We start from the raw sequence: 25,056 nt of genomic DNA, 5'->3' as shown, positions 1-25,056 counted from the left end.
TTTATCGGAGTTGAGGTGATTTCCTTGCAGCTTTGTTGTGTCTGTTCAGCGGGATGGACGCCGATCAATCCAGCGCAAGCAGCTTGATGGTGTCGCGTTCGATAATGCCCTCGGTCAGCTTCTCGGTGATGCGTGGCAAGCCGGAGTTGCCGATGATATGGTTCACGTTGCGCAGGGAGGCGATGGTCTCGGCAGGGGTGGTGAAGGGGTAGTCCGAACCCATAAGGAGCTTATGACCGCAGCCATATTCCTGCGCCAGCATAAGCGCGTTGTAGTACTGCCACGGGCGGTAGTAGAGCGCCGAGATGTCCGCGTAGACATTGGGCTGCTTGCGAATGAGAACGACCGCGTCCTCGACCCAGGGGTGGCCCATGTGCGCGACGACGATCTTGAGATCAGGATAGGCGAGCGCCACGTCTTCCACCTGGATGGGCAGCGCGTACTTGAGCGGAGCTCGACGCGGAAAGGTGGTGCCCTGATGGATAAGCACAGGGATAGCTTGCTTCTCGCAGAAGGTGTAGACAGGCAGCATACGCTCGTCCATCGGATGGAAGTTCTGGTAGATGGGCGCCAATTTAAGGCCGCGAAAACCATCGCGAAGGAAGACCTTCTTCATCTCGTCGAGGTAGTCAGGTTCAAGCGGGTCGAGACATGCGAAGCCGATCAGCTTCTCAGGATGCTGCGCAACGTAGTCCTTCACCCGGTCGTTGGGCACGACGAGGCCGAGATGGCTGGAGTGGAAGCCGAAGACGATCGCTCGATCGACAGGCTCCATCGCAGCCCAGTGGTCTTCTTCGCTGATATCTATCTGGGCGGGTGCGCCGCGGGCGATGCTGGCCTCGCGCTCCATCTCTTCGCTCCAATCCTCGGCCTTCCATAGGTGGGTGTGACAATCAACCATGACGAGACTCCTTTCCTGCACCTTAGCGCGTTGTGCTCAGTTGCACATCGGGCTTGTCTAGCTCATTGGACAGCGGGTTCTAAGGCGGGGAGCTTTGTTGCTAGACTCGGCACGATGCTTCTTCTGCGGAATGCACTGATTGTTGATGGTTCGAGGGCTACTCCCTATGCGGGGAGCGTGCTGGTGAGTGAAGGGAAGATCAAGGCGGTTGGGGAGGTGGACGCCCCGGCGGATGCGAGTGTCATTGAACTGGATGGGGCTGTGTTGTCGCCCGGATTCATCGATCTGCATAGCCATTCGGATTTGAAGGTATTGGAGAACCGGCGCGAGAAGAGTGACCAGGGAATCACGACGGAGGTGGTTGGGAACTGCGGGTTCTCGCCCTATCCGTGTGGGCACCATGCGGACCTGCTAGGGGAGCAAAATGAGGGGATTCTGAATGGTGAGGCGTGCTGGCCAAGCGCGCGTGGATATCTCGACGCGGTAAGGGCGGCTTCGCGTCTTGTGCATGTGGAGTCCCTGATCGGGCATGGAGCCTTGCGGACGGCGGGGTTGGGGAAAGACGCGAATACGACGGAGTTGAGGGATCTGGATGGGCTTGCAGGCGCGCTGGATGAGGCGCTCACGGAAGGGGCGATCGGCTTCTCGACCGGATTGATGTACGCGCCGGGTTCCCAGGCCCCGTTTGCAGAGCTGGAGGCTCTTTGCCGGGTGGTCGCGAAGCACGACAAACTGTACACGAGCCACATGCGAAGCTATTCCTGGGAGCTTCTGGAGTCGGTGGACGAACAGCTCGAACTGGCACGCAGGACGGGATGCCGGGTGCAGATCTCACATTTGCAGGCTGTTGGACGGGAGAACTGGTACAAGCAGTGCGTAGCTCTGGAGAAGATCGAAGAAGCGCGGGTTGCCGGGATCGATATCGGGTTCGACTGCTATCCGTATCTGGCTGGAAGTACGGTGATGACGCAGCTTCTGCCGCAGAGCGCCCTTGTCGGCGGCCTCGCGGGGATGCTGGGCGTGATCGCGTCATCGCGCGGGGATTTGGAGAGGGCGCTGAACGAGGAGACGGCGCAGGGCTGGGAAGACATCTTCGTCTCTTCGCTGCATAGCGCCGAGAACAAGGAGCTAATTGGCAAACCCATCGCCGAGATCTCCGAGGCCCGCGGAACGGCCCCTGCGGCGACGGTGCTGGATATTCTTTTGGAAGAGCGGGGGCGGGTAAACATCGTCGCGTTCAACCAGAGCGAGGCGAACCTGAAGATGCTCCTGACTCATCCGCTGGCGTCCATCATTACAGACGGCTTTTACGTGGCGCAGAGGCCGCATCCCCGGCTTGCAGGGGCGTTTCCGACGTTCCTAGGCGAGTTTGTGAGAACGCGAAAGTGGCTTTCCCTGAGCGAAGCAGTGCGCAAAATTACGGCGGCTCCGGCAGCTCGTTTAGGGCTTCGTGACCGTGGCCTGCTTACTCCGGGCGCAATTGCGGATATCACGATCTTCGACCCGGAGACGATCGGAAGTCGGGCTACGTTCGAGTCGCCGAGTGTAGCTCCAACCGGGATTCATCTCGTCATCAAGGGAACTTTACTCTTGCCGAAGTCGTCCAGCCTATTGGACGGGCGCGGTATTCTTAGGTCGGGACGGCCACTTGCGCATGCTATCGTGAGCCATCCATCGACCTCTGACACGATAGGAGAACTCCACTATGAACGCTAGCCGGACTCCATCCGTACCCGCAGTGGAACGCGCCTTGAACCTGATGGAATCGCTGGCTAGTTCGAAGAATGGGCTTTCGCTCTCACAGCTCGTCGAGAGCTCCAACATCCCGAAGAGCTCGATTCACTGCCTCCTGCTAACGCTGGAGCGGGCGGGCTATCTGCATCGCAGCACGCAGACGGGGCGATACATGTTCGGGCTGAAGTTGTTCGGGCTTGCCAACACGTCATTGAGTGGTCTGCCGATCCGGGAGCAGGCTGCACCGTTCATGATGCAGTTGATGGAGCAAACGGGGTTGACTGTGCACCTTGGGGTGCTCGACCAGTACGAGGCGGTGCTCGTTGCGAAGTACAACCCCCCTGGATCGAACGGTCTGGCTACATGGCGCGGCAAGCGAATGGAGATTCACTGCACCGGGATCGGCAAGGCGCTCGGCGCTTATATGAGCGGGACAGACCTGAAGACGATCTACCGGCTGCGCAAGTTTCCGCGGCACAACGAGAACACCATCTCGACGCTGCGCAAGCTGCAGGAAGACTTCGCGAAGATTCGACAGCGCTCTTACTCGATCGACGATGAAGAGGATGAGATCGGCTGGCGTTGCCTTGGTGCGCCGATCTACGACGATGCGGGGAATCCTGTTGCAGCGATCAGCATAGCAGGGACGATTCACCAGATTCGCGCCGACAACCTGCCGCGTCTTGCGGAGACGCTGAAGGCCTGCACGTCGGCAATCTCCTACTCGTGGGGCTATCCGAAGGGCAAGGAGTCGGCAGCCTATCAGCGAGCCTGATAAGCCGCCGGTGGTGGTAACGCTGGGCGTGCTGATAGCGGTGCATTGGCGGTTTCAGTAGCACAAGCAGCTTTCGAGGGAGCGGGAAACCTTCATGAATGTGCAGGTGGTTGGGATCGTGGGCCTTGGCTTCATGGGGCGCAACGTTGCGGGCTGTCTTCTGGCCAGTGGTCTGGGGGTGGTGTCGTATACGCTTCTGGAGCAGGAATACGTCGAGGCGCGCGTCACCATCGCGAAAGCGATCGAGGAACTGATCGAGCGTGCGGGCTACGATCCTGCGCTGCGTGAGGAGTGGTCGGCGCGCTACACCGAGGCCGGCTCGATCGGCGAGCTTGCAGGGTGCGGGTTCGTGCTTGAAAGCATTACAGAATCGCTTGAGGCAAAGAACTCGTTGTTTGCGGATCTGGAGTCTGTGCTGGGCGCGAGTGTGCCGATCGCAAGCAACACATCCGCGCTGCCGATCTCCCTGCTACAGAAGGGCCACCGACATCCGGAGCGTTTCCTTGGCATGCACTGGGCGGAGCCCGCACATGCGACGCGCTTTCTGGAGCTGATTCGCGGAGATCTCACCGACGATTTCACGATGGAGACGGCGACGGTGCTGGCGAAGCGCCTTGGCAAGGATCCATGCGTGGTGCAGCAGGACCTGCCGGGGTTTATCGCCAACCGCATGGGCTATGCCATGTATCGCGAGGCATGCAATCTGCTTGCGCTCGGCGTTGGCGATGCGGAGACGATCGATAAGGCATTCAGCAACACCTTCGGACTGTGGGCAAGTGTATGCGGGCCGTTTCGCTGGATAGATCTGACCGGCGGCCCTGCCCTGTATGGCAAAGCAATGAGCGGCGTATTGCCGACGCTTTCGAATACCGCCGAGGTGCCGGAGCCAATGGCGACGATGATGCGGGACGGGCTGACCGGTGTGAAGTGCGGTCAGGGGTTTCACTCGTATACGCCGGAGGAGACAGCGCGCTGGGAGGAGATCTACCGCGAGCAGGTGTGGAGGGTTCGGCGTGTGGTGGATGAGGTGTTCCCCATCGCCGAAAGCGGACGGCTATGAACTCGACGCACCTTCTGATGTCGGACTATGTGGTCATCCTTGGCTACTTTGCCCTGGTCCTCCTGATCGGGCTCTACTTTCGCAGGCAGCAAAAGACGGCGAGCGATTTTTTCGCGGGCGGACATCAGATCTCGTGGTGGTTGGCGGGAATCTCGCTCTACATGTCGGGCTTCAGCGCGTTCACGTTCATCGTGTACTCGGAGATGGCGTACCGCTATGGCTTGCCCGCGATTCTGCTCTCGTGGACGAGCGTACCCGCATGCCTGCTTGGTGGCATGCTGTTTGCGAAACGCTGGCGGCGTGCCCGGATCATTACTCCGGTGGAGTTTCTGGAGGCTCGCTGCAGCTTGCCGGTGCGCCAGTTGTTCGCCTGGTCGGCGATTCCGGCAAAAGTGTTTGACGATGCGCTGAAGATCTTCACAACGGCGGTCTTCCTCTCGGCCGGCATGGGAATCGAGATCAAGATATCGATTTTGGTGTGCGGCGTCATCGTGATCGTTTACACGCTGCTTGGCGGTCTGCTTGCGCTCGTGGTGACGGACTATCTGCAGTTCATCATGAAGGCACTGGCGATACTTCTGCTTCTGCCGCTTGCGGTATGGCGCCTCGGCGGCGTCCATGTGGCGCTCACCAGCATTCCGGCGAACCTGATGCACGCAACAAACGGGCCGTATCGCTGGACTTACATGCTAAGCTACTGCCTCATCGTCATCATCAGCTATAACGGGAATTGGTCATTTGCGCAGAAGTACTACTCGGTACCGGATGAGCGGTCTGGTAAGAAAGCGGCGTATCTTGCGGCTGCGCTAAACTTTGCTGGCACGCCGATCATGCTTCTGCCAGCCTTCATGGCGCGGCGCTTGACGCCGGAGTTCGCGACGTCACAGAAGCCTCAGGACGTGTATGTACATCTGATCTTCACGCTGCTTCCCGCAGGGATGATCGGGATCATTGTAGCGGCGCTCTTCTCGGCGACGATGGCGACCGTCAGTGCGGATCTGAACGCGATTGCGGGCGTTCTGACCAAAGACGTCTACCAGAGGATCTTTCGGCCTGCTTCAAGCGAGCGCGGGCTGGTGGCTGCCGGGCGCGCGATGACGCTTCTGTTGGGGACGATCATCATAGGGATAAGCATCTGGATCGGAAGGAGCGGCCGAGACTCGCTATTTCACATCATGGTAACGGCATTCGGGGTCCTGCTCGCGCCTACGCTTCTTCCTCTGCTTTGCACACTGGTCTTTCGCGGCCTTACCTCTAAGGGAGTGATTGGGGGCTTTGCGTTTGGGATGATCTCCGGAGTGGCGACACTTACGGCGAAGGCGATCTTCGCGGCGAAGACGGGCGGTGCGTCGACCCAGACGCTGGACTTCCAGTTAGAAGGAATCTCGATCTTTACAAACATCGGTATGACCTGTCTCGGGATGTATCTGGGAAGTGTGCTTTTGAAGGTTTCGGCCGAAGAGCAGGAGCGTTCGGTCGCTTTCTTCCGCATGATCGACACGCCGATCTCGGCGGAGGAGAGCGGTATATCGAAGGGGAAATCGAATTCCTCGGACCACATCATCCGGCTTGCAACGCTCGCGGTGGGATTGCTTCTAATATCGTCGGGGGCGCTGGCGCAGGCACCGGCGGCGCACTGGATCGATGCCGGAGTCGGCGTGTTATTTCTGTTGCTTGGGCTTCCGCCTCGAAGGCTTTTTTTCTGGGCGCGAAGAGAGCGGTGAGCGTCGCGAAGACGACAGTGTCCATTCGGCACGCCATCTCCGCTTCTCTAACCGGGCGAGAATTTGTCCGGGTCGGAGAAGATCGACGTCAGCGCCTCGTGATCGGCCGTCCAGTATGCGAGCCGCATATTCCCTACGAGCAGGAAGCCGATCAATCGCGAACCCAATCAGAAGGGTGCCGCCAACCAGTTCAAGGCCCGTGACAAAATGCGCGTTCGTCGAGGGAAACGGATGTCCGGACTGTCGAAGAAGTCCATAGTCTTCTGCAGGTTGTGCAGCTTGCCCCACCCGGTCTGCGCGAACTGCCAGCCCCAATACAGTCTTACCACCAGCAGGAAGGGCGATTGCAGCCAGGAAGCTGCCGTGGAAAGCGCGAGTACCATGGCATCAGCATCGTTATGAAGCCTCGTTTCCAGTCGAGCACTCACTCCCATGCGCGCTGGCGATCATTCGGGTGCATCCAGTTTCAGCCGTTACATCGGTGTGCGTTAATAATCTGAGGCAACGTGTCTATGCCAATCGACAAGGAGTCTACGATGAGCGGAATCACGCGGAGGGCACATGCGCTCTGCTTTCTGCTTCTTGTTGTGGCTCCCGGACAGCAGGCGCTATGCCAACGTGATATTGGGCGACGGGTTGACGCGGTTGCCTTCACGCAATCTGTTTTATTTCCGGGCACTAAGCTTCAGGTCGACTTCGCGGGAGGCGCCCTCAATGTTTCGCGGAACCAGATCGCGCAGCGCATCCGCCTCGCAGCGATCGCCGTAGCTCGTTACTACGGCCGCTTTCCGGTTCCGCGTGTAAGGCTGTTGATCATCCCGGTTGCCGGGGCGCACGGTGTCCTACAGGGCACGACGTGGGGCGACCGGTCTGGCTTCCCGGCTTACGTACGCGTCCGGATCGGGCAGACGACAACCCCCGAAGAACTCGCCTCCGACTGGGTCATCACGCACGAATTCATCCACACTGCATTGCCTTCATTACCGGCCGATCAGGAATGGCTCGAGGAAGGTCTTGCCAGCTACGTCGAGCCGATCGCGCGCGTGCAGGCAGGACAGCTTCCCGCTGAAGGAATCTGGGCGGATATGATGAGCGGCATGCCCCACGGTGAGCCGGCCTCGGGTGATCGTGGCCTGGACGTCACCCACACCTGGGGACGAACGTACTGGGGCGGAAGCCTCTTCTGCCTCATGGCTGATATCGAGATTCGCAAGGAAACCAAAAATCGCAAAGGCCTGCAGGACGCACTGCGCGCGCTCGTCTCAGGCGGAGGATCGATCGATCAGAACTGGCCTCTTGAGCGAATCCTGACGACCGGAGATCGCGCCACGGGAACGCATGTACTCGAGAAGATGTACGCCAAATGGAGCACAACGCCGGTAAGTGTCGATCTTACAGAGCTTTGGAAACAGCTTGGAGTGAGAAAAGGATCGGAAGGCGTTAGTTTCGATCCGTCCGCGCCACTCGCAAATATTCGAAAAGCGATGACTTCCGTCATACCAATGGATGTATCGCTAAGGTAAACTTCGCCGTGCGAGAAGCCCAGGGACTATGCGCGCTGAACGGAAATTATCTTCGTAACCATTCCGGGCCGTGGCACTCCAACGGGGAGTGCGGGTTTCGAAGGTCTCCAATCCGCCGGCATCGCGGTCGCGTTCCTCGTACAGATCCTCAGCAGTCATCCGTCAACGTCCAGCGGACTCCGCTCGGCCAACCATAGAAAGGTTCCTCTCATGACGAACTCCACAAAGTCGCTTGTCTTGGCCGCCGCAGTCTCTGGCTTACTCGGTGGCACCGCTGTCCGCCTGAATGCGCAGCCAACCAACGGAACGCCGGCCGCTAGCGCGGGTGTGTTGCTCGCCCAGACGCCTGACGCGACCAAACACTCCTGCAAGGGAAAGAACGACTGTAAGGGACAGGGCGGCGGCGATGCCAAGCATGCCGGCAAGAATAGCTGCAAGGGCAAGGGCGCCTGCGCCACCGACGGGTCTAAGCCCAGCAAGGCTTAGTCTGTGATGGAGGTCTGAGGCGATCTCAGACCTCCACTTCATCCATCGTTTACAGAACGAACGTTAGCAATGGGGAGCGCTTTTCATGCCGGCCAATCGCTTCAATGGATTCACGGACTACGGCGTAGGGATTGGGCTGCGTGTTCCGCACTATCAACACATTTTTGCGGAAAAGCCAGTGGTGGACTGGTTCGAGATTATCTCTGAAAACTACATGGTCGATGGTGGAAGGCCACTTCAGGTCCTCGACCAGATCCTCGATCAGTACCGCGTCGTGCAGCACGGCGTCTCCATGTACTTTGGCTCCTCCCAGGCTCTCGATCGCGAGCACCTGAAGCGCCTCAAAGAGTTGACCAGACGAACCAAAACGCCGTGGCTCTCCGATCATCTCTGCTGGGGAAGCGTGGACGGACGCTACACGCACGATCTCCTTCCGCTGCCGTACACCTTCGAGGCTGTGCGCATCACGGCGTCGAGAATTCGAGAGGTGCAGGATTTCCTCGAGATTCCCATCGCAGTCGAAAACGTAAGCAGCTACGCCGAGTTCCACGAGTCCCAAATGACCGAGTGGGAGTTCCTCAACGAGGTGGTCCACGCGGCCGACTGCGGTATCCTGCTCGACGTCAACAACATTTACGTCTCCTCGCAGAATCACCACTTCAATCCAATGGACTACGTGAATGCAGTCGCGGCAGATCGTGTAGCCCAGATCCATATTGCAGGCCATTCAAAGTTCGAGAAGTACACTCTCGACACCCACGATCACCCCGTTCTCGATCCCGTCTGGGCGATGTACGAGCACGCGATCCAGCGCGTTGGAGTTACCGCCACGCTGCTCGAGTGGGACGATAACATCCCCTCCTTTGACGAGGTCCACGCGGAAGCTCTCAAGGCAAATCGCTACCTGAACGCCGCGACAACCCCTTTGCCCATTCCGCAAAGCTCCCGTGAAGAGACCCGCGCATGACCCTGCTTGAGCTACAGCGACAAATGTCCGATGATGTACGTCGCTCGCTCGATGCGAACTTCGATATGCAGCAGATGCGCGAAGACGGTCGGTCGATGAGCGAGGTTGCCGCGAGTTACATCCGGCCAAACCCGGAGTTATCCTCCTTCCAGCGGCTGGAGATCTATAACCGTCAGTATTGGTTCCGGGTAATCAGCGCAGTCTCAGAGGACTTTCCCGCCCTCGCCGCGCTTATCGGCTCGAAGGGCTTCGATGCTCTGGTCCTTGCCTACTTGAGAGAAAACCCCTCCGTGTCCTTCACGCTGCGAAACCTCGGATCGCGTCTCCCGGTCTGGCTTGTCGACCATCCGGAGTTCGAACCAAAGAACAGGCACGACCTCGTCGTCGACGTGGCGAGACTCGAGTGGGCCTACGTGGAAGCCTACGACCGCGCCGAGGTCACTCCTCTGACGCTTGAAGATTTCTCCGGCCTTGACGTCGATTCGACGCTCTCGCTTCAGCCGCACCTGCAGTTACTCACCCTGCGCTATCCCGTCGATGAACTCGTTCTCGCCGTCAGAGAGCAGACCCCCGCGTCGGAGATGTCGAGTAACGCCGCCTCCGAGCTGACGAAGAAGACCCAGCCGAAGCTCCCGGCCATGCGCCGCACCCCAATCCATCTTGCGGTTCATCGCTTCGATAACTCGGTCTACTACCGCCGCATCGACCCCGGGGCTTATCTGCTTCTTCGCGCCCTCCAGGAACGCAAGCCCCTAGGGGAGTCGCTGGAGATCGCCTTTGCGGGAAGCGCACATTCCCCCGAAGAACAGGTCGAAAAGATTCGCGAGTACTTCGCGCACGCGGCCGAGTTAGGCTGGTTCTGCCATCGCCCGGCCGATGCTATCGGTGTGCAATAGTGCGTCGCTCAACCGTACGATCCGTTCTCGTGTGCCTCTCGCTTCTCGTCGCAGCCGGAGCCTGGGCTCAGCCCGCGGGGGCGCCTATCGTCTGGCATCCCTGGTCGGACGAGATCTTCGCCCAGGCCGCACGCGAACACAAGTTCGTCCTGCTCGATCTTGAGGCAGTGTGGTGCCACTGGTGCCATGTGATGGACCAGGAGACCTACCGCGATCCAGCCGTCCGCCGCCTGATGACGAAGAGCTACATCGCCGTAAAGGTCGATCAGGACTCCCGTCCGGATATCTCAAACCGCTACGAAGACTATGGCTGGCCTGCAACCGTCATCTTCAACGCGAAGGGTGGCGAGATCGTCAAGCGCCAGGGCTATCTGCCGCCCGTGCAGATGGCCTCCATCCTGCGCGCCGTCATCAAAGATCCATCCCCCGGGCCATCCGTCGAAGCGGAAAAAGTCATCACGTACTCCGCGACCCCGGTCCTCTCCGCCGCCTTGCTGCGCGATGTGCAGAAAGAGTTCGAGAAGCAGTACGACCAGCAGGGAAAAGGCTGGGCCTTCGGGCATAAGTATCTCGATGCGGACTCGGTCGAGTACGCGGAAGTCCTCGCGGCCCACGGTGACAAGGTGCAGCAGCAACGTGTCGGCGACACGCTGTACGAAGCGCAAAAACTGCTCGACCCCGTATGGGGCGGCGCCTACCAGTATTCGACCGGGGGCAAATGGAACGAGCCGCACTTTGAGAAGCTTACGTATATCCAGGCGCAGACCATGCGCACCTACGCACAGGCCTATGGGCAGTGGCATGATCCCGCCTGGCTTGCCGCAGCTGAAAATGTCCATCGCTATGTCAGGTCCTTCCTGACGAGCCCCGAAGGCGCCTTCTACGTCAGCCAGGACGCGGACGTAATCGAAGGGGAGCACAGCGCTGCTTATTTTGCCTCGAACGACAGAAAACGGAGAGCGATTGGTGTGCCAAGAGTTGACACAAACCTCTATGCGCGTGAGAACGGCTGGATGATCCGAGCACTATGCTCGCTCTACGCTGTGACAGACGACGAAGCTACGCTCCGCGAAGCCACACAGGCGGCACGATGGGTGCTGTCGCACCGCGCAATCGCACACGGTGGCTTTGCCCATAGCGAGCACGATGCCGCCGGGCCCTTCCTGGGTGACACGCTGGGGATGGGACAGGCCTTTCTCGCGCTCTATGAGGTTACTGGCACTCCCGAATGGCTCAACCGCGCCGAGGAGGCGAGGCAGTTCCTCTCAACAAGCTTCGCCGCTGCCTCAGGCGCTGGCTTCGTCACCTCCAAATCAAAGACCGGCCACGGCTACCATCCACAACCCGAGCGCGATGAGAACTCTCAGGTCGCCAGATTCGCAACGCTGCTCTCTCACTACTGTGGCAATCAGGACGACACGAAAACCGCAGCCCGTGCCATGAAGTACCTGGCCACGCGTGAGGTGGCGATCGCCTGGCTCTCTGCTCCGGCTCTCCTGGCGGAGAGGGAGTACACCCAGCCTCCGGTACATGTCACGGTGGTGGGTCGCAAAGACGATGGCGCAGCGAAGGCCCTCTTTCAGACTGCGTTGTCAGCCGGCCCCATCTATAAGCGCCTCGAATGGTGGGATCCTGCCGAGGGTCCATTGCCGAGGGCTGACGTGCAGTATCCCAAGCTGGCACATGCGGCAGCCTTTCTTTGTACCGCTACCGCGTGCTCTTCACCAATTATTGACGCAAACGTGCTCAAGGACAGGCTTCTGCGCGCTGAGAGATGACGCTACCTGAGGGACAGTGATCTCGATAACGCAACATACTCCATCAAATAGGATGTTGTTTGGATACGGCTCTGTTGAAGAAAGTCTCTTTCAGTCTCTCCTTCGGCATCGGAAAGGCAGAGTGGGAATCGGATCCGACCAAACGGATGGCTGCATGGTCTCTCTATGGGAGCGTTACGTGGATATCAGTGCAAAAACTGACCTGCCCAATTAGTGCTGAAGCAGAGGCGCCAGCTTCCCTGTATGGTCTGTTTGCCATGACGCCCGAAATCTTGAACTCCGCAGGTCCCGACCATCGGGAGGAGCAGGAATAGCATTAGAGCGATTGCGTTAGTGGTCCTGAACCGCAGGGGTTTGCGTGCCCTTTATTGGAGAAACGACCGTCGCAACTCAAAAGCCACCGCGTCTCGGCTGGATCGACCAATACGAGCTACGGCGCCATTCCTTTGGCAGTGCGTAATGATTTCGTTACTGAACTGGATGGTATCCACGGACTTGCCCAATATGCCAAATTACTTGCCACAATTGCTCGAGTTGAAAATGCGGAGTGAACTCTCTCGTAGGTGCCGTAATGCATTGCTGAGCCTGGGAACGTGATAGGCAAACCAACGCGGCCCTTCGCCGACACGGACCCGCACATCGCTCAATACTTCGATCCCTCAAATTGCGCGCTCTCATAAAAACCCCGTGCCATCCTTAGAATCTGACAGTTCTAACGAGCCAAGCCATGACATTTCTTTCAATGAGGTCGCGGAAGGGACGATCATATTGATCGCCCCCCGCGCAGATCCGCACAAGCGCTCCTTAGCGCATGCGACTCCTATCTTGGATAAGTGACGGCGAAGCGGTCCAAGGGCCAGGGATGGAGCACGCGAGGATAGGAAGCCATCGTGTGGCCAGCTTGAGTCGACGGAGCCAGGCATACCGATGTCTTTAACTACGACGCTTCAGCGCTTGCCCGCAGTTCCGGAGTACGCGTCCCCGGAACAGTCCAAGGCTATCGATATTTCCGGCTTCTACCCATACATTCTTGATGCGTAGGAGTGCAAGGTGTCGCACGGAAGTTGCTCATTAGTCTCCCCCTTGCACTTCGACAACATAAAGGCGTAGTCTTCTCGTGTCGAAGTGACAGGGGTAAATCATTTATGGCTGAAGAACGGATCGAACTTCCACAGGGGACGTTGGACTTGTTGATTTTGAAGGCGTTGGCGTTGGAGTCGATGCACGGCTGGGCGATTTCCGAGCGGCTACAGCAGATCTCCAGGGAGGCGCTGCAGGTGCAGCAGGGCTCGCTTTATCCGGCTTTGCATCGACTGCAGCGTCGTGCCTGGATCAAGGCGCAGTGGGCGATGAGTGAAAACAACCGTCGTGCGAAGTACTACGCGCTGACTCCGCATGGCCGGAAACAATTGGGTATTGAAATCAACGCCTGGCGCAAACTGACGTCCGCGGTAGGCCATGTTCTGGACATGGCATAAGGAGAATCCTGATGCTCAGTGATCTGCTGTACCGTCTCCGTGCGCTGTTCCGCGGCAAGCAGATGGATACCGAAGTCGATGACGAGCTGCGCTACCACCTTGAGCGCGAAGCGGAGAAGTATCGCCGCGCAGGCTTTCATTCCAATGAGGCGGTGCGACGAGCACGTGTGGCGTTGGGCGGACATGAGCAGATCAAGCAGCAATCTCGCGATTCGCGCGGCACGAAGTTCTTCGAAGAGATCCTACAAGATCTTCGCTATGCGATGCGATCCTTTGCAAGGACGCCCGGCTTCACGGCGTTGATTGTGCTTTCCCTGGCCATCGGCATCGGCGCCAACACGGCAATCTTCAGTGTCACCAGCACGCTGTTGCTCAAGCCGTTGCCCTATCCCGCTCCGGATCGAATTGCGATCCTGTGGCTCCGCTCGCCGGGCATTGGTATTCCGCAAGATTGGCCTTCGCCCGGACAGTATCACGACATCGCTACTCAGAATCACGTCTTCCAGGACACGGCTCTCGCTATCGGAGGCAACTTTACGCTCACGGAGCGCACCAAGGCGATGAAGGTCGACGGTATCCAGGCAATGTCGAGCTTGTTACCGATGCTGGGTGCAAAACCAATGCTCGGCCGCATCTTCCTTCCGGAGGAAGACCAGCCCGGCAAACCGGCAACCGTGGTGCTTACGTATGGCTTCTGGCAGCGTGAGTTCGCAGGCGACCCCAGCATTGTGGGGCGCGCAATCACACTTGACGGGGAACCGCATACGGTCGTTGGTGTTCTCTCGTCAGGTTTTCGTTTGAATCACGAGGCCCTTCCGACCATCTCCGGCATCGAAAAGCCTGAGTTCTTTATGCCGCTGGATGATGATGGGAAGAATCCCAGCAACTACGGCTCGGAGAACTACAACATCCTGGCGAGGGTCAAGCCCGGCGTCACGATGCAACAGGCGCAGTCCGACATCGACGTGATCGCCGGACGGCTTCGCCAGGAGAAACATCGCGATCGCTCTTTTACGATCAGTGTCGTTCCTCTCATAGAGCAGGTTGTTGGCAACGTACGCGCCGCAGTGCTGATTCTTTTCGGCGCAGTCGCACTGGTGCTGCTGATCGCATGCACCAACGTGGCAAATCTGTTGTTGTCACGGGCAGCAGTGCGGCAGCGTGAGATCGCCATCCGCGCGGCGCTCGGAGCAGGGCGTGTGCGGATGGTGCGCCAGCTCTTGACTGAGAGCATTTTGCTGAGCCTGATGGGTGGCGTCGCTGGACTCGCCATCTCTGCACTGAGCATCTTCATCGCACGCAAGATGCATCCGGGCAACATTCCGCGGCTCGAGGAACTCGGCATGGATTTCCGAGTGCTAGGCTTCACGCTTGTCATTTCACTTCTTACCGGAGTCCTCTTTGGTCTTGTGCCAGCTCTGCGAGCCTCGCGTGTCGATCTGACGGCAAATCTCAAGGCCGGCGGCAAGGGATCGCTCAGTGGGGGATTGAGTATCCGGCATGACAAAGTGCGTGGAACCCTGGTCATTGCTGAACTCGCCATCTCGCTGCCGCTCTTGGTCGGGGCAGGCTTGCTGGTGCGCAGCTTCGTGCGTCTTGCAAACGTGCCACCTGGATTCAACCCGCAACATGTGGTTTCGATGAACGTCGGTGCCTATGGGCCGAAATTCAAAGATCCCATCACGCGCGTTCAGTTCTATCAACAGTTGGCAAAGCGTGTCAGCCGCCTTCCAGGGGTCACAGCGACAGGTGCAGTCTCAGCGCTCCCGCTTACATCAACCGTCGGGTGGGGCGGTATGCACATCGAGGGCTATGTTCCGCCTGCCAATGAGCCCGAGTTGCAGGTTGATCAGCGATCGTCTACGCCACCCTATTTCAGCACAATGCAGATTCCGCTGATCCGCGGGCGCATGTTTGCTGAAACCGACACGGACAAGATGCCACCAGTCGCGATTATCGATCAAAAGATGGCTGATCGCTTCTGGACGCATGGCGATGCAATCGGCAAGCGGATCCGTCGAAGTGAGGATTCTCTGTGGATAACGGTTGTCGGCGTTGTTGGCGTTGTAAAAGAGTATGGACTCGACACCGATTCACGCATGGTTGTCTATTACCCGCACGCACAGGTCAGGAATGGATCCTTGTACGTCGTCGCACGGACCACATCGGATCCTGGCGCCACGACCGCCGCCATCATTCATCTAGTTAACGCCATCGATCCGGATGTACCGGTGTACGACGTCGTAACAATGGAACAGCGAGTCCAGGACTCCATGGCGCGCCAGCGCTTTGCCATGACCATGCTGTCCGGCTTTGCAGGCTTTGCCATGATTCTCGCCGTCATTGGCATTTACGGTGTGATGTCATTTCTGGTCACGCAAGGCACCGGCGACATTGCTATCCGTATGGCGCTCGGTGCACGTCGCGCAAGCATTCTTTCGCTGGTCTTCCAACAGGGGATGAGATTGGCTCTTGCAGGCGCCGTCGTCGGCCTCGTGGGCGCTTTCGGGCTGACCCGGATGATGAGCAGCCTGCTCTTCGATGTGACGCCCACGGATCCGTTTACGTTTCTCTCGGTGTTGAGTCTCCTGCTCGTTGTCGCACTGTCGGCGTGTCTGTTCCCAGCGGGTCGAGCCATGCGTATCGACCCCATGGTTGCGCTCCGAGCAGAGTAGGCCACCGATATCCCACCCGCGATGATTGGTGTCGGAGGTCTGCCGGTACTCGACCCATATCGCGATGTCACTTTAGAACGTTTTGAGGAACTCGATCAGCGCCATCTTATCCTGATCGCTCAAGCCTGGTTCACCGGGAAGAAGGTCGGTACCGAAGTAATGACCGCGGTTGACGACGAAGTCGGGGCACTTGTCGAAGTGGACGAGGTCGGGTTCCACATTTGCGAAGATCTTTCGCACCTCCTCGTCGGTTGGGTTCGCCGGAAGCCTTTGGAGATCCCATTTCAACTTAAGAAGAAGCGCGACGACTTTCGTGTTGTGCTCGATGCGCTCGAGGCGGTTGGTGCTGTCGCTCATCAGGTCAACCGTGGCGAGCAGATTGACAGGCGTTCCAGCTGGGATGGGACCGATCTGGATGCCGTCTTTGCCGAAGAGCCAGGGAATGAGCGCATGTTCGATGGTTGCGGCGGTGGGACTTGAGAGCGGCGCGGGGAGATAGCCGCTTGCGACTCTCAGATAGCTGCGTTGTGTGGTTCTATCCACCAACGTCGGACCTGGTCCATCGAGCAGTGCAACTCCATCCGGGAGGTTCTGTTTCTGATCGGCGTCCTTTGCGCGCTTCTCGGGCCATAGAAGCTGCTCGATGGCGTCGTTGAAGCTGCGCACCCTTGCGTCGATCGATGGACTGGCTTCGAAGTGTCCAAGCGAGTTGTTCTGCAGGAGAGGAGCGGTTGACCAGACGCTGATGAGACTTGGGACGCGCGTGTATCCGCGGCCGCCTGCCGGCATTGCATATTGGCTCGGCTTGCCGGTGTATGGGTCGCGGACGGTGATCTCGCCGACCGAGGGAAGGTCCTTGTAGGAGCGCGAGGAGAAGTTATCCCAGATGTTGCCTTCGAGCGCGTTGGTCGCGAGTGGACTGCATGCGTTGGTCTGCAGGAGCGTCACCGGAATGCGCGCATCGGTCGAGAGGTAGTTATCTTTCAGGAAGTCGTCCTTAAGGACGATGTCACGCATCTTCGCTTTGAAGTCGTCGGTCTCGGTGAGCTTCCAGTATCGATCGAAGCAGTTGAGATAGTCTTTGCCTGCGCAGTTCGCGAGACCTTCTCCGAAAGCGAGATCTGGGAGCTTGCTCGAGTGGCAGCGAGCGCAGCGTTCGGCGAAGACGATCTTCCCTCTTTTGAGCTGCTCCTGGTCTTTGGTGAGATAGGACGAGCCATTGGGAGCGTCGGCAAGATGATGAGCGCCGGTTGCTTTCAGGATGAACTGTGCGAGATATGGAGTCTGATTTTCCGTGGCCTTCCAATAACTCGAGTTTTTCTCCGCAACGGCAATCTCGATGGGTGTTACTTTCTTGCCGCCGACGAGCGCATTGAAGTGTTGCAGCCACTCCTCGCTGAACAGGCCGATATTGATAAAGACACGGTTGAGGGCGCCGAGAGCGCCGACGGAGTCTGATCCATCCTTGAGGATGTGCGCCGCCTCCACATGGTCAGGGGCCTGGTAGTACTGCGCCAGCGGACTACCTGCCGGGACAAAGTCGTTGAACTGCTTGTTGTTCAAATTGCCGTCGGCTAATTTTTCCTGACCCCATTTCGAGGCCATCGCGAGACGTGCAGGAAGACCGTATACCGCGTTCATGGTTCGCGGATTGACTATGTTGTCGGTCGATACGAGGGAGGTATCGAGGGATCCGGGGCGTGAGGTGTGGAAGAGTTGAAAGGCGAAGCTCGACTGATCGTGTTCCCAGCCGAAGATACGGTCGATCCAGAAGTATTGCGCGCCGACCATGGAACTGAGATTTTCAAACTTGGGGTTGTTGGGATCGACCGGTGGCTTGAGGGGGTTGGGGCCGACGTGGCAAAAGCCGCACGACATGCCGACCCTGTATGGCTTCACGAGGTTGCGGTCGTTGTAGTAGGCAGGATCGGTGTAATAGCGGACAGGGTCCCACTTCGCTTTGGCGGCGGCGTCGAAGTCGGGATTGGGGAAAAGCCGAAGACCGATCACGCCTGTGCCGTAACCGTAAAAGGAGCCGGTCTGCGAGACTCGGGCGCCGATCTTGACGCCGGGATACTTGACTTCGTTCGCGAAGGGATCGGGACCACACTCGGGTTTGCGCTTATCGAGCCAGAGACCGTAAACCGGGTCTGGTTGCGTGGCTTTCTCGTAGCATGGCTCGTTGACGAGCCCGAGGTATTCCCAGCGATTGTCGCGGCTCGCAGGAAGACCCGGTCGAGAGGAGAGGGTTTTGATAAAGTCGAGCGTACCTACGCTCTTGACCGAGAGAAGATCCCAGAATCGATCGTTGCCCGCAGTCCAGACGATCCAGTTATTACGGCCCTTTGCTTCGTCCGCGCTGAGTGGGATGCCGCCATCCATGTCATGGAAGTAGTCTTCGTCGGCGGCAGGGAAGCTCTCTGCCAATCGGCCCGCAAGCATTGCCTCATCCTTGACCTTCCCGGACTGCGAAAGAGGGAAGACCAGGATAGCTATCACGAGGAGCACAACCGCAATGAATGCGATGGCGAGGAGAACAAGCGATACACGAGCGACACGGGAAGCCAGTCCAGGCTCGTTAGGCGCGGGGTTCATGAGATACCTCGAACACGGAAGATTGCATCTTCACAAGACGTGGGGAGAAGGGCCCAGTAGATTCGTAGGCGTCACTGTCAAAGACGACTTCAGCCGTTCGGAAAATACAACAGCCGCCCGAACGTTTGTCAAGCGGATTTCAGCGTAACTTCGATCGCGACGGCTCTCAGGCTCGCCTGGAAGGGCGAGTTTTTATAGACCATACAGGTTGACGAGCTTCAGGGCAGGTGCTAACTTTCACGCACGATTCTGAACCGCTCGCAGCGGTCGCCAGAGATTGCCTGAATCACGGTTGAGGATCGATGACTGAGTGGTATCTCTGTCCGTGAAGCGCCGTTGAGGAGGAAGCCTTGGCAGACCACAATGATCCGAATGCAGTGAATACGATCTTCTCCGATGTCGACGTCAGCGCTGCTGATCTTTATGACATCTTTGGCTTTCCTTCAGCGGACCATACCCATGGAGAGAGCGTCGTAATGGCGCTTACCTTCGCGGCTGTGCCCAAGGCAGGTGAACTGGACGCTGACATGCTCTACCGCATGCGGATGGCCCCGGATACTAGAATTCAGCGCACGCCGAAAGAGGATCACAGCCTGGAAGGGCTGCTCACCTACGTCGACGGAGTGAAGGATAAGTACGAGAGTATTTTGCATCCGTTCGAAGTTCGTGTGTCCGTCGATGTGAATCAGAAGGCTTCAATACGGTTCATCAACTTTCCTGGCGGAAGCTTTTCGCAGACGATCGATACCAACCAAGTGACGGAATTGACCGCGCCAGGGGGGCAGACGATCAAGGTCTATATCGGCGGGCGCGACGATGCCTTCTTCAACGACCTGCCGGGATTCTTCCGGTCCATCAACTATGCGCCGCAGTTTTACCACGTTCCGCATACGATGACGGACGCCCGCGAACTGAAGATTCCCAAGACCCTGCTTGAGCTTGAGGGGAATGATCTTTTCAACTCTGACCCAGCTTTTCCTGATTGGGGTCACGGGTTCAAGAAAGACCTGCCAGTCACCCCGTTGACTTGGAGCGGCGATCGCTTCAAGAAAGATGCGGAAGGCAACTACCAGTTTGTCTATTCAGGCAAGGATGCCCAGGCCGGGAAGAATATCAACGCGATTATTCTGGAAGTGCCCCTCACCTACCTCACGGCGACGCCGGAGGTTCACCGCATCGTGAACGTGTGGGGTGAGAGCTGGGTTCGGAAGGCTGCTGGCAAGGTGGAAGATATTCCAGATCATCCTCTTCTGCTCGAGCATCCATGGTCCTTTGTGGAGCAGGCGAAGCTGGATGAAGAGCTTAAGGCGTACAAGCTGGTTGACACGGATGGCCAAGCCTTTGCGGACGCAGCTCTCAGTGAGCGCGAGAACAGCCGTCAGATGGGAGCAAATAATTTTTGGCTCGCTCCGCACTTCGTCAAGAGACTCGGCCATCTCGGCTGGGGCTTCGGGCCATCGATCAGCGCGCTTGGGGTTGCGACCGCCTTCGATCACGATAACTCACCCGTATCGGTTTATAAGACGTATGACTTAGTTGTTGAGGCGTTTCCACGTGTGCAGAAGCTTCTCTTCCAGGAGCTGAATATGCCCGATGATTCGTGGAATCCGAAGAAGCTCAACATTCCACTCCGTCGGCCGGTCGAGATCTTCATCCCGAATGTCTGCTCGATCGATATGGACACGACCGGGACATGGCCCTTCGGAAGAAGGCCGGAGGACCAAGTCGCGACGCGCTTTCTGTCGCTGTTTCTTGACATGACCGCGAGCTTCAAGGGTATCCGGTACCACGTCGATATCATGAACAACCAGGCGCTTTGGGATGCGGTGCCTATTCAGCCAAAGACGCCACCGAATCCTTTGCAGAATGACAAGGCGTTCCTGCCGGACTTTCCGTATATCGCAGCACCCTGGTGATGCCGATGCGGGATGGGTTGACGGACTACCAGGCGCATGTGCAGCGGCTTGAATCGGACTTAATCGAGCTGCGTGTGCAGGTTGAGGCAGGTTCGACTCCTCATTCCGCGGTCGATTTGCAAGCCAGACTGTTTTCCCGCAGGTTCCAATTACTCTCGCTTACGGGTGACCTTCGGAAGCTTCAAGGGCTCTCAAGGGAGATCGGGAGATTTGACGAGTTATCTCTGACGCCCTCCGATTTGTGGCTGGTGCAGGCATGCATTGCTTTGAAGCTTCACCGATTTCAGGATGCGCGGGATCTTCTTGAGGCTGACCCGAGCCACAGCCGGTGTCCACAAGCCTGCTTGATCCAAGCTGATCTCGATGTGCAGGCGGGAGATTACTCGTATGCGCGGGAACACATTGTGCGCGCGCTTGAGCAGGACGTGACCTGGGATGCGCTCGCCCGGTTGGCATATCTCGAGGGCCTGCTTGGTGATGTCGACGAAGCAGACCGGCTTTATCTCTTAGCGCAGGATGAACTTACCGCGAAAGAGATGCATGCCTATGCCTGGGTTGAGGTGCAGCGCGGTGTCCTGGACTTTCAGCGAGGTCGGTACACGGCGGCGGAATCTCACTATCGTCGCGCCTCGAAGGCTTATTCGGGCTACTGGCTTGTCGAAGAACGGATTGCAGAGGTCGATGGAGCGCGAGGAGCATTCGATGAGGCTGCCGGGGCGTACGCACGGCTCCACGAATCGCAGACTCGTCCCGAGTGGGCTCATGCGATGGGCGACCTGTATTCCTTGAGGGCCGATCTTAGTAGCGCGCACGGCTGGAAGCTCATGGCGCACGCCGGCTATAGGGTGTCGATCGAAGATGGTGGAGTGCATTACCTGCATGCTCTCGTCGACCTCTGCTGCGAGATGCCGGGCCAAGCCGAGGAGGCTGTGCGATGGGCCGGCATGGATGAGGCGCTTCGCAGCAACTATCAGACGCGGGGTAACCTGGCGTGGTCGCTCTATCGCAGCGGGTGCCTTCCCGAGGCTGAGCAATGGATCGAGAAAGCGTTGGACTCCCCTGCGGTGTGTGGCCGGCTCTATCTACAGGCAGCCTGCATCTTCGCGGCCGCGGGGCGGGTTGATGCGAGTCAAAGGTACTTTCAACTCGCCAGAACCTTCAATGCGGTCCCGGCGAAGGCTTTTCTCACAGAACGCTCTAGCAAGATGAAAATACGAGTTTTCCCAGAGTCTACTGGTGGAGTCAGTCCGCTGCAGCGGAGCCTAAGGGTGCTGCCTTCCTGTTAGCGAGAACATACTCGCGGAGCTGGGAAGCGACTGCCTCCATGCCGAACCCGGTCTTCGCAGAGACCTGAACGATCCGCATCCCCGGCCTTACGGCGTTGATGTTTGCACAGGCGGCAACACAGTCGAAATCTGCTGCTTCCGCCATATCCAGCTTCGTGATGATCGCGAGATCCGCGGTGTTGAAGATCGTCGGATACTTCAGCGGTTTGTCTTCGCCTTCGGTTGTAGAGAGCAGGACGAAGCGAAGATTCTCCCCGAGATCGTAACTCGAAGGACAGACGAGGTTGCCGACGTTCTCGATGCATAAGAGGTCGATCTCGGCGAGGTCCCAGGATGCGATCGCTCGCTCAATCATGGAGGCATCGAGATGGCAGACCGTGCCGGTCGTGATCTGCTTGACCTGCGGAGTAGCACGTCTGAGTCTATCTGCGTCATTGTCGGTAGCAAGGTCTCCTACGAGCGCGGCTACGCGGAGATTTGTGCCGAGTAACTTCATCAACTCCTCGAGGAACTTCGTCTTGCCAGAGCCGGGACTCGAGACGAAGCTTACGACGTACACTCCGAATTCCAGAAACTGCTCGCGGAGACTTTGTGCAAGCAGGTCGTTCTGCTTGAGTACTCTGGCCCTGACTTCGATCAAACGGGGAGATGAGCTCATGCTGCGACCTCCAAAGCCGCGACTTCCAATTCATGTCCTTTGATGATCCTGGTTGCAGATCGGCATACCGTGCAGACAGGTTGCTGAACAGAGTCCGCCATGCGTTCCATGCCGCATGTCGGGCAGAAGATCGTGACCGGGATGAGTTGAATGATGAGAGTCGATCCTTCCAGCAGAGTTCCCTCACACGCAGCCTTGAAGCAGAACTGCAGTGCCTGTTCGTCGACCCCGGCAAGCAGGCCGAGGCTAAGGTGGACAGCCGTAACCAGGAGGCCGCCCAAGCTCTCGGATTCTTCGACTACCTGGTCGACGATGCTGATAGCGATCGATATTTCGTGCATGCGAACTCCTCGCTCGCGTTAACGAAGCTGGCTCAGAATGACATCCGCGGCCTTCTCGCCGATCATGTAGACGGCGCTCAGGATAAAAAGCCCAGGAATGCGGGGGAAGATCGAGGCGTCGACGACGCGCAGGTTCTCGACGCCATGGACGCGGAAGTCGCTGGTCAGCACACCTTTGTTTTCCGGCGGTCCAATCATGCAGGTACACGAGGCGTGGTGTCCCCAGGCGTTGTTGCGAACAAACTCCCGGAGCTGGTCGTCGGTCTGTACGGCGGGGCCGGGGATTTCTTCCTCGGCGATCAATCCGCATTCGATGAGGGAGCGCGTCATGGTTCGTACGAACTTGATTCCATCGACGACCGCGTCCAGGTCCTTCCCGAGGTGATCCGTGCCCTCCTGGAAGTAGTGAAAGTTGACCTGCGGCATGTCCAAGGGATCTCGTGATCGTAACTTCACTTCTCCTGCGCGGTTCACGGTATGGCCCTTCAGCACGGCCCAAGTGAGATAGTTCAGTTTCTGTGCGAACCAGGCAGAGTACCCGGGAACATACCCCTTGAAGAATCCGAGGAGGGCAAAGCACAGCAGGTCCGGGACAGGTTGCTGGTCCTCCGACTTTCTGACGACTCCAAGCACGGCACCATTCGTGGTGTAGACGCCCTCACGGTTTTGCTCCCACTCGTTGAACTGAGAATCGCCTCTTGCAAACTTGGCGCCGTTCAGGACCGCCCACTGCTTGCTCATGCGGTTCACGACGCCGACTTCGTAACGATCCTGCAGATTTCTACCAACGCCTTCGAGAGAGACGCGAACCGGAATGCTCATCTCCTGCAGATGCGCGCTCGGTCCAATACCAGAGAGCATCAAGAGTTGTGGTGTATTGAACGCGCCCCCGGCAAGGATGACCTCGCGGGTCGCCATTACCTCGCGAATCTCGCCTTTGGCGGTGGCCGGAGGATTGAACGCACGATAGAGCCGTGTCCCTTTTAGATAGCGAACCCCTACCGCCCGGGTTGTTCCCTCCTCGAAGAGCACTTCGGTGGCCAGCGCGTCCATCTCGATGTGCAACGGATGCTGTGTGGCGACGTCAAGTACACGTTCCCGCGTGCCGGAACGCTGATGGTTCCGCGTCATGAGCGGGGTGTAGCGGATGCCGGCCGCGTTCCTGGTGACCACACGCCAATCGTTCGGATCCAACTGGCTCTCGATCAACTCGGCGACTTCTTCAAGCGGGTGTCCTGTCTCGCTGAAGGCCCGAAAAGCGGAGGCCGCGAGGGTGTGGATCAACTCGCTATCACCGAGCGCCTCTGCCGGAATTGCTTTCTCTGTCTGTAACCAGCCCTTGAACCCATGGCGCGAAGGATTCAACCCGGTGGTGTGGTCCAGAGCGCGATCGAGCGGACGGTGATGGCAGTCTTCCAGCTTCTCGAAAAAGCCACGCATCTTGTCGGAACTCCAGGAGGCGTCCCCGGTCACTTCCGCGATCGCATCCCAATCTTCGTTGCTTGGGTAAACGACGATCTGCGCGTTGTGAGCGGTACACCCGCCCAAGGTGCCGGCCCGAGGATAGAAGACACCATCCTGCCGCGCGACGAACTTGTCGTCTTTCTGCTGCTGATCGAGATCTGCGTAGTGCCTGACGAAGAAGTCCCAACTCAAGGCATTGTTTTCGGTGGAAAGACCGTGGAAGACTGGGACGTCATAGTCTTCAGGCAGAGAGTTGACCCCAGGAGTATTTGGATTGCTGCCCTGGAGAGTTCGAGGATCGCCGCCAGCTTCAAGCAGGCAGACGCTGTGTCCGGCCTCTGCTAGCCGAGCGGCGACCGTTCCGCCACCCGCTCCCGAGCCCACTACGACATATTCGAACTCCGCTTGTGCTGTTGCCTTGTCGCTCATCTCCCCTCCTACCTGCTCCGCACTGGAAGAGGACCATTGGAGCATAAATTTCTTCGTCAGGCTTGCACAAAGTGCAGGGTGGGGTGGGCATCACGGCTTTCGAGGTCAAATTGCATCCAGAAGACTTGGAATACCCATGGCATCGCCAACAGCGCGAACGATGACGTAATTCTTCACGATGAGAAGCGGAAGCTTTGGGCGTGCATGAAAAGAGGTGCCATTGAGGCTGGATTTGCAAAAACTGCAGGTAACGCCGTCGCAAATCTCATTTCAACTTCTTCAGGTATCCTGGCACATCGTGCGTGTCACTCGGATCTTCCTTCTTATGCAGTTGAGTTGGCTCTGTTGCATTAAGTGGCTGAGTCGCAGC

The 25,056-nt window shown here is 58.2% G+C and carries 19 protein-coding genes; 13 read left to right on the top strand and 6 right to left on the bottom strand.

Annotated elements, in window-relative coordinates:
* Positions 1-64: 64 nt before the first annotated feature.
* Positions 65-901, bottom strand: coding sequence for an amidohydrolase family protein (locus GRAN_RS22770; protein ID WP_128915375.1), 837 nt, complete (start codon positions 899-901; stop codon positions 65-67).
* A gap of 114 nt (positions 902-1,015) precedes the next feature.
* Here GRAN_RS22770 and GRAN_RS22765 point away from each other — a divergent pair, with 114 nt between their 5' ends.
* From GRAN_RS22765 to GRAN_RS22750, 4 genes are all read left to right on the top strand, one after another.
* Positions 1,016-2,617, top strand: coding sequence for an N-acyl-D-amino-acid deacylase family protein (locus GRAN_RS22765; protein WP_128915374.1), 1,602 nt, complete (start codon positions 1,016-1,018; stop codon positions 2,615-2,617).
* Entirely contained in the window at positions 2,607-3,410 is an 804-nt protein-coding gene (locus tag GRAN_RS22760; protein WP_128915373.1) for an IclR family transcriptional regulator, read from the top strand. The genes GRAN_RS22765 and GRAN_RS22760 overlap by 11 nt, the downstream gene beginning before the upstream one ends.
* Positions 3,411-3,504: 94 nt before the next feature.
* A complete protein-coding gene (locus tag GRAN_RS22755) occupies positions 3,505-4,470 on the top strand; it encodes a 3-hydroxyacyl-CoA dehydrogenase family protein (protein ID WP_128915372.1) in 966 nt (321 codons plus the stop codon).
* Complete coding sequence (locus GRAN_RS22750) at positions 4,467-6,194, top strand: sodium:solute symporter family transporter (RefSeq protein WP_128915371.1); 1,728 nt, start codon at positions 4,467-4,469, stop codon at positions 6,192-6,194. Before GRAN_RS22755 ends, GRAN_RS22750 begins: the two co-directional genes overlap by 4 nt.
* A gap of 167 nt (positions 6,195-6,361) precedes the next feature.
* On the opposite strand, the gene GRAN_RS22745 is transcribed toward GRAN_RS22750, so the two are convergent.
* Positions 6,362-6,577, bottom strand: a complete 216-nt coding sequence (locus tag GRAN_RS22745; protein WP_128915370.1) for a DoxX family membrane protein — start codon at positions 6,575-6,577, stop codon at positions 6,362-6,364.
* A gap of 153 nt (positions 6,578-6,730) precedes the next feature.
* Here GRAN_RS22745 and GRAN_RS22740 point away from each other — a divergent pair, with 153 nt between their 5' ends.
* The 7 genes from GRAN_RS22740 (at position 6,731) to GRAN_RS22710 (ending at position 15,997) form a co-directional block, all read left to right on the top strand.
* Positions 6,731-7,717 carry a hypothetical protein gene (locus GRAN_RS22740; RefSeq protein ID WP_128915369.1) on the top strand — a complete coding sequence of 329 codons (987 nt, stop codon included), beginning with the start codon at positions 6,731-6,733 and terminating at the stop codon, positions 7,715-7,717.
* A 210-nt stretch (positions 7,718-7,927) separates the two neighbouring features.
* Entirely contained in the window at positions 7,928-8,203 is a 276-nt protein-coding gene (locus GRAN_RS22735) for a hypothetical protein (RefSeq protein WP_128915368.1), read from the top strand.
* Between the two features lie 85 nt (positions 8,204-8,288).
* On the top strand, positions 8,289-9,170 hold the full coding sequence (gene bufB, locus GRAN_RS22730) for an MNIO family bufferin maturase (protein WP_128915367.1): 882 nt from the start codon (positions 8,289-8,291) through the stop codon (positions 9,168-9,170).
* 23 nt (positions 9,171-9,193) lie between these two features.
* Positions 9,194-10,066, top strand: a complete 873-nt coding sequence (locus GRAN_RS22725; RefSeq protein ID WP_241655109.1) for an HvfC/BufC N-terminal domain-containing protein — start codon at positions 9,194-9,196, stop codon at positions 10,064-10,066.
* A 29-nt stretch (positions 10,067-10,095) separates the two neighbouring features.
* Positions 10,096-11,844, top strand: a complete 1,749-nt coding sequence (locus tag GRAN_RS22720; RefSeq protein WP_161571120.1) for a thioredoxin domain-containing protein — start codon at positions 10,096-10,098, stop codon at positions 11,842-11,844.
* A gap of 1,145 nt (positions 11,845-12,989) precedes the next feature.
* Positions 12,990-13,322 carry a PadR family transcriptional regulator gene (locus GRAN_RS22715; protein WP_128915364.1) on the top strand — a complete coding sequence of 111 codons (333 nt, stop codon included), beginning with the start codon at positions 12,990-12,992 and terminating at the stop codon, positions 13,320-13,322.
* A gap of 11 nt (positions 13,323-13,333) precedes the next feature.
* On the top strand, positions 13,334-15,997 hold the full coding sequence (locus GRAN_RS22710) for an ABC transporter permease (RefSeq protein ID WP_206662833.1): 2,664 nt from the start codon (positions 13,334-13,336) through the stop codon (positions 15,995-15,997).
* A gap of 72 nt (positions 15,998-16,069) precedes the next feature.
* Here GRAN_RS22710 and GRAN_RS22705 read toward each other — a convergent pair whose 3' ends face one another.
* Complete coding sequence (locus tag GRAN_RS22705) at positions 16,070-18,592, bottom strand: hypothetical protein (protein WP_241655108.1); 2,523 nt, start codon at positions 18,590-18,592, stop codon at positions 16,070-16,072.
* 350 nt (positions 18,593-18,942) lie between these two features.
* Here GRAN_RS22705 and GRAN_RS22700 point away from each other — a divergent pair, with 350 nt between their 5' ends.
* Both GRAN_RS22700 and GRAN_RS22695 read left to right on the top strand, forming a co-directional pair.
* Positions 18,943-20,508 (top strand): DUF4331 family protein, encoded by a 1,566-nt coding sequence (locus GRAN_RS22700; RefSeq protein WP_128915363.1) that lies wholly within the window; start codon positions 18,943-18,945, stop codon positions 20,506-20,508.
* A gap of 344 nt (positions 20,509-20,852) precedes the next feature.
* Entirely contained in the window at positions 20,853-21,794 is a 942-nt protein-coding gene (locus GRAN_RS22695; RefSeq protein ID WP_128915362.1) for a tetratricopeptide repeat protein, read from the top strand.
* Here GRAN_RS22695 and hypB read toward each other — a convergent pair.
* From hypB to GRAN_RS22680, 3 genes are read right to left on the bottom strand one after another with little or no spacing between them, the layout of a single operon-like run.
* A complete protein-coding gene (gene hypB, locus GRAN_RS22690; protein ID WP_128915361.1) occupies positions 21,751-22,452 on the bottom strand; it encodes a hydrogenase nickel incorporation protein HypB in 702 nt (233 codons plus the stop codon). The two genes, GRAN_RS22695 and hypB, sit on opposite strands and share 44 nt — an antisense overlap.
* Entirely contained in the window at positions 22,449-22,793 is a 345-nt protein-coding gene (locus GRAN_RS22685) for a hydrogenase maturation nickel metallochaperone HypA/HybF (RefSeq protein ID WP_128915360.1), read from the bottom strand. The genes hypB and GRAN_RS22685 overlap by 4 nt, the downstream gene beginning before the upstream one ends.
* An 18-nt stretch (positions 22,794-22,811) precedes the next feature.
* Positions 22,812-24,686 (bottom strand): GMC family oxidoreductase, encoded by a 1,875-nt coding sequence (locus GRAN_RS22680; RefSeq protein ID WP_128915359.1) that lies wholly within the window; start codon positions 24,684-24,686, stop codon positions 22,812-22,814.
* Positions 24,687-25,056: the final 370 nt, after the last annotated feature.

Origin of the sequence: Granulicella sibirica, from assembly GCF_004115155.1 — a bacterium.
Classification (GTDB): Bacteria; Acidobacteriota; Terriglobia; order Terriglobales; family Acidobacteriaceae; genus Edaphobacter; species Edaphobacter sibiricus.
This window is presented reverse-complemented; position numbering and strand designations above follow the sequence as displayed.

Excerpts from the sequence above, each read along its gene's own strand:
- GRAN_RS22745 (WP_128915370.1), bottom strand. The coding sequence starts at position 6,577 with ATGGTACTCGCGCTTTCCACGGCAGCTTCCTGGCTGCAATCGCCCTTC.
- GRAN_RS22765 (WP_128915374.1), top strand. The coding sequence starts at position 1,016 with ATGCTTCTTCTGCGGAATGCACTGATTGTTGATGGTTCGAGGGCTACT.
- GRAN_RS22710 (WP_206662833.1), top strand. The coding sequence starts at position 13,334 with ATGCTCAGTGATCTGCTGTACCGTCTCCGTGCGCTGTTCCGCGGCAAG.
- GRAN_RS22735 (WP_128915368.1), top strand. The coding sequence starts at position 7,928 with ATGACGAACTCCACAAAGTCGCTTGTCTTGGCCGCCGCAGTCTCTGGC.
- GRAN_RS22770 (WP_128915375.1), bottom strand. The coding sequence starts at position 901 with ATGGTTGATTGTCACACCCACCTATGGAAGGCCGAGGATTGGAGCGAA.
- GRAN_RS22680 (WP_128915359.1), bottom strand. The coding sequence starts at position 24,686 with ATGAGCGACAAGGCAACAGCACAAGCGGAGTTCGAATATGTCGTAGTG.
- GRAN_RS22760 (WP_128915373.1), top strand. The coding sequence starts at position 2,607 with ATGAACGCTAGCCGGACTCCATCCGTACCCGCAGTGGAACGCGCCTTG.
- GRAN_RS22685 (WP_128915360.1), bottom strand. The coding sequence starts at position 22,793 with ATGCACGAAATATCGATCGCTATCAGCATCGTCGACCAGGTAGTCGAA.
- GRAN_RS22755 (WP_128915372.1), top strand. The coding sequence starts at position 3,505 with ATGAATGTGCAGGTGGTTGGGATCGTGGGCCTTGGCTTCATGGGGCGC.
- GRAN_RS22705 (WP_241655108.1), bottom strand. The coding sequence starts at position 18,592 with ATGAACCCCGCGCCTAACGAGCCTGGACTGGCTTCCCGTGTCGCTCGT.
- GRAN_RS22725 (WP_241655109.1), top strand. The coding sequence starts at position 9,194 with ATGTCCGATGATGTACGTCGCTCGCTCGATGCGAACTTCGATATGCAG.
- hypB (WP_128915361.1), bottom strand. The coding sequence starts at position 22,452 with ATGAGCTCATCTCCCCGTTTGATCGAAGTCAGGGCCAGAGTACTCAAG.
- bufB (WP_128915367.1), top strand. The coding sequence starts at position 8,289 with ATGCCGGCCAATCGCTTCAATGGATTCACGGACTACGGCGTAGGGATT.
- GRAN_RS22740 (WP_128915369.1), top strand. The coding sequence starts at position 6,731 with ATGAGCGGAATCACGCGGAGGGCACATGCGCTCTGCTTTCTGCTTCTT.
- GRAN_RS22750 (WP_128915371.1), top strand. The coding sequence starts at position 4,467 with ATGAACTCGACGCACCTTCTGATGTCGGACTATGTGGTCATCCTTGGC.
- GRAN_RS22715 (WP_128915364.1), top strand. The coding sequence starts at position 12,990 with ATGGCTGAAGAACGGATCGAACTTCCACAGGGGACGTTGGACTTGTTG.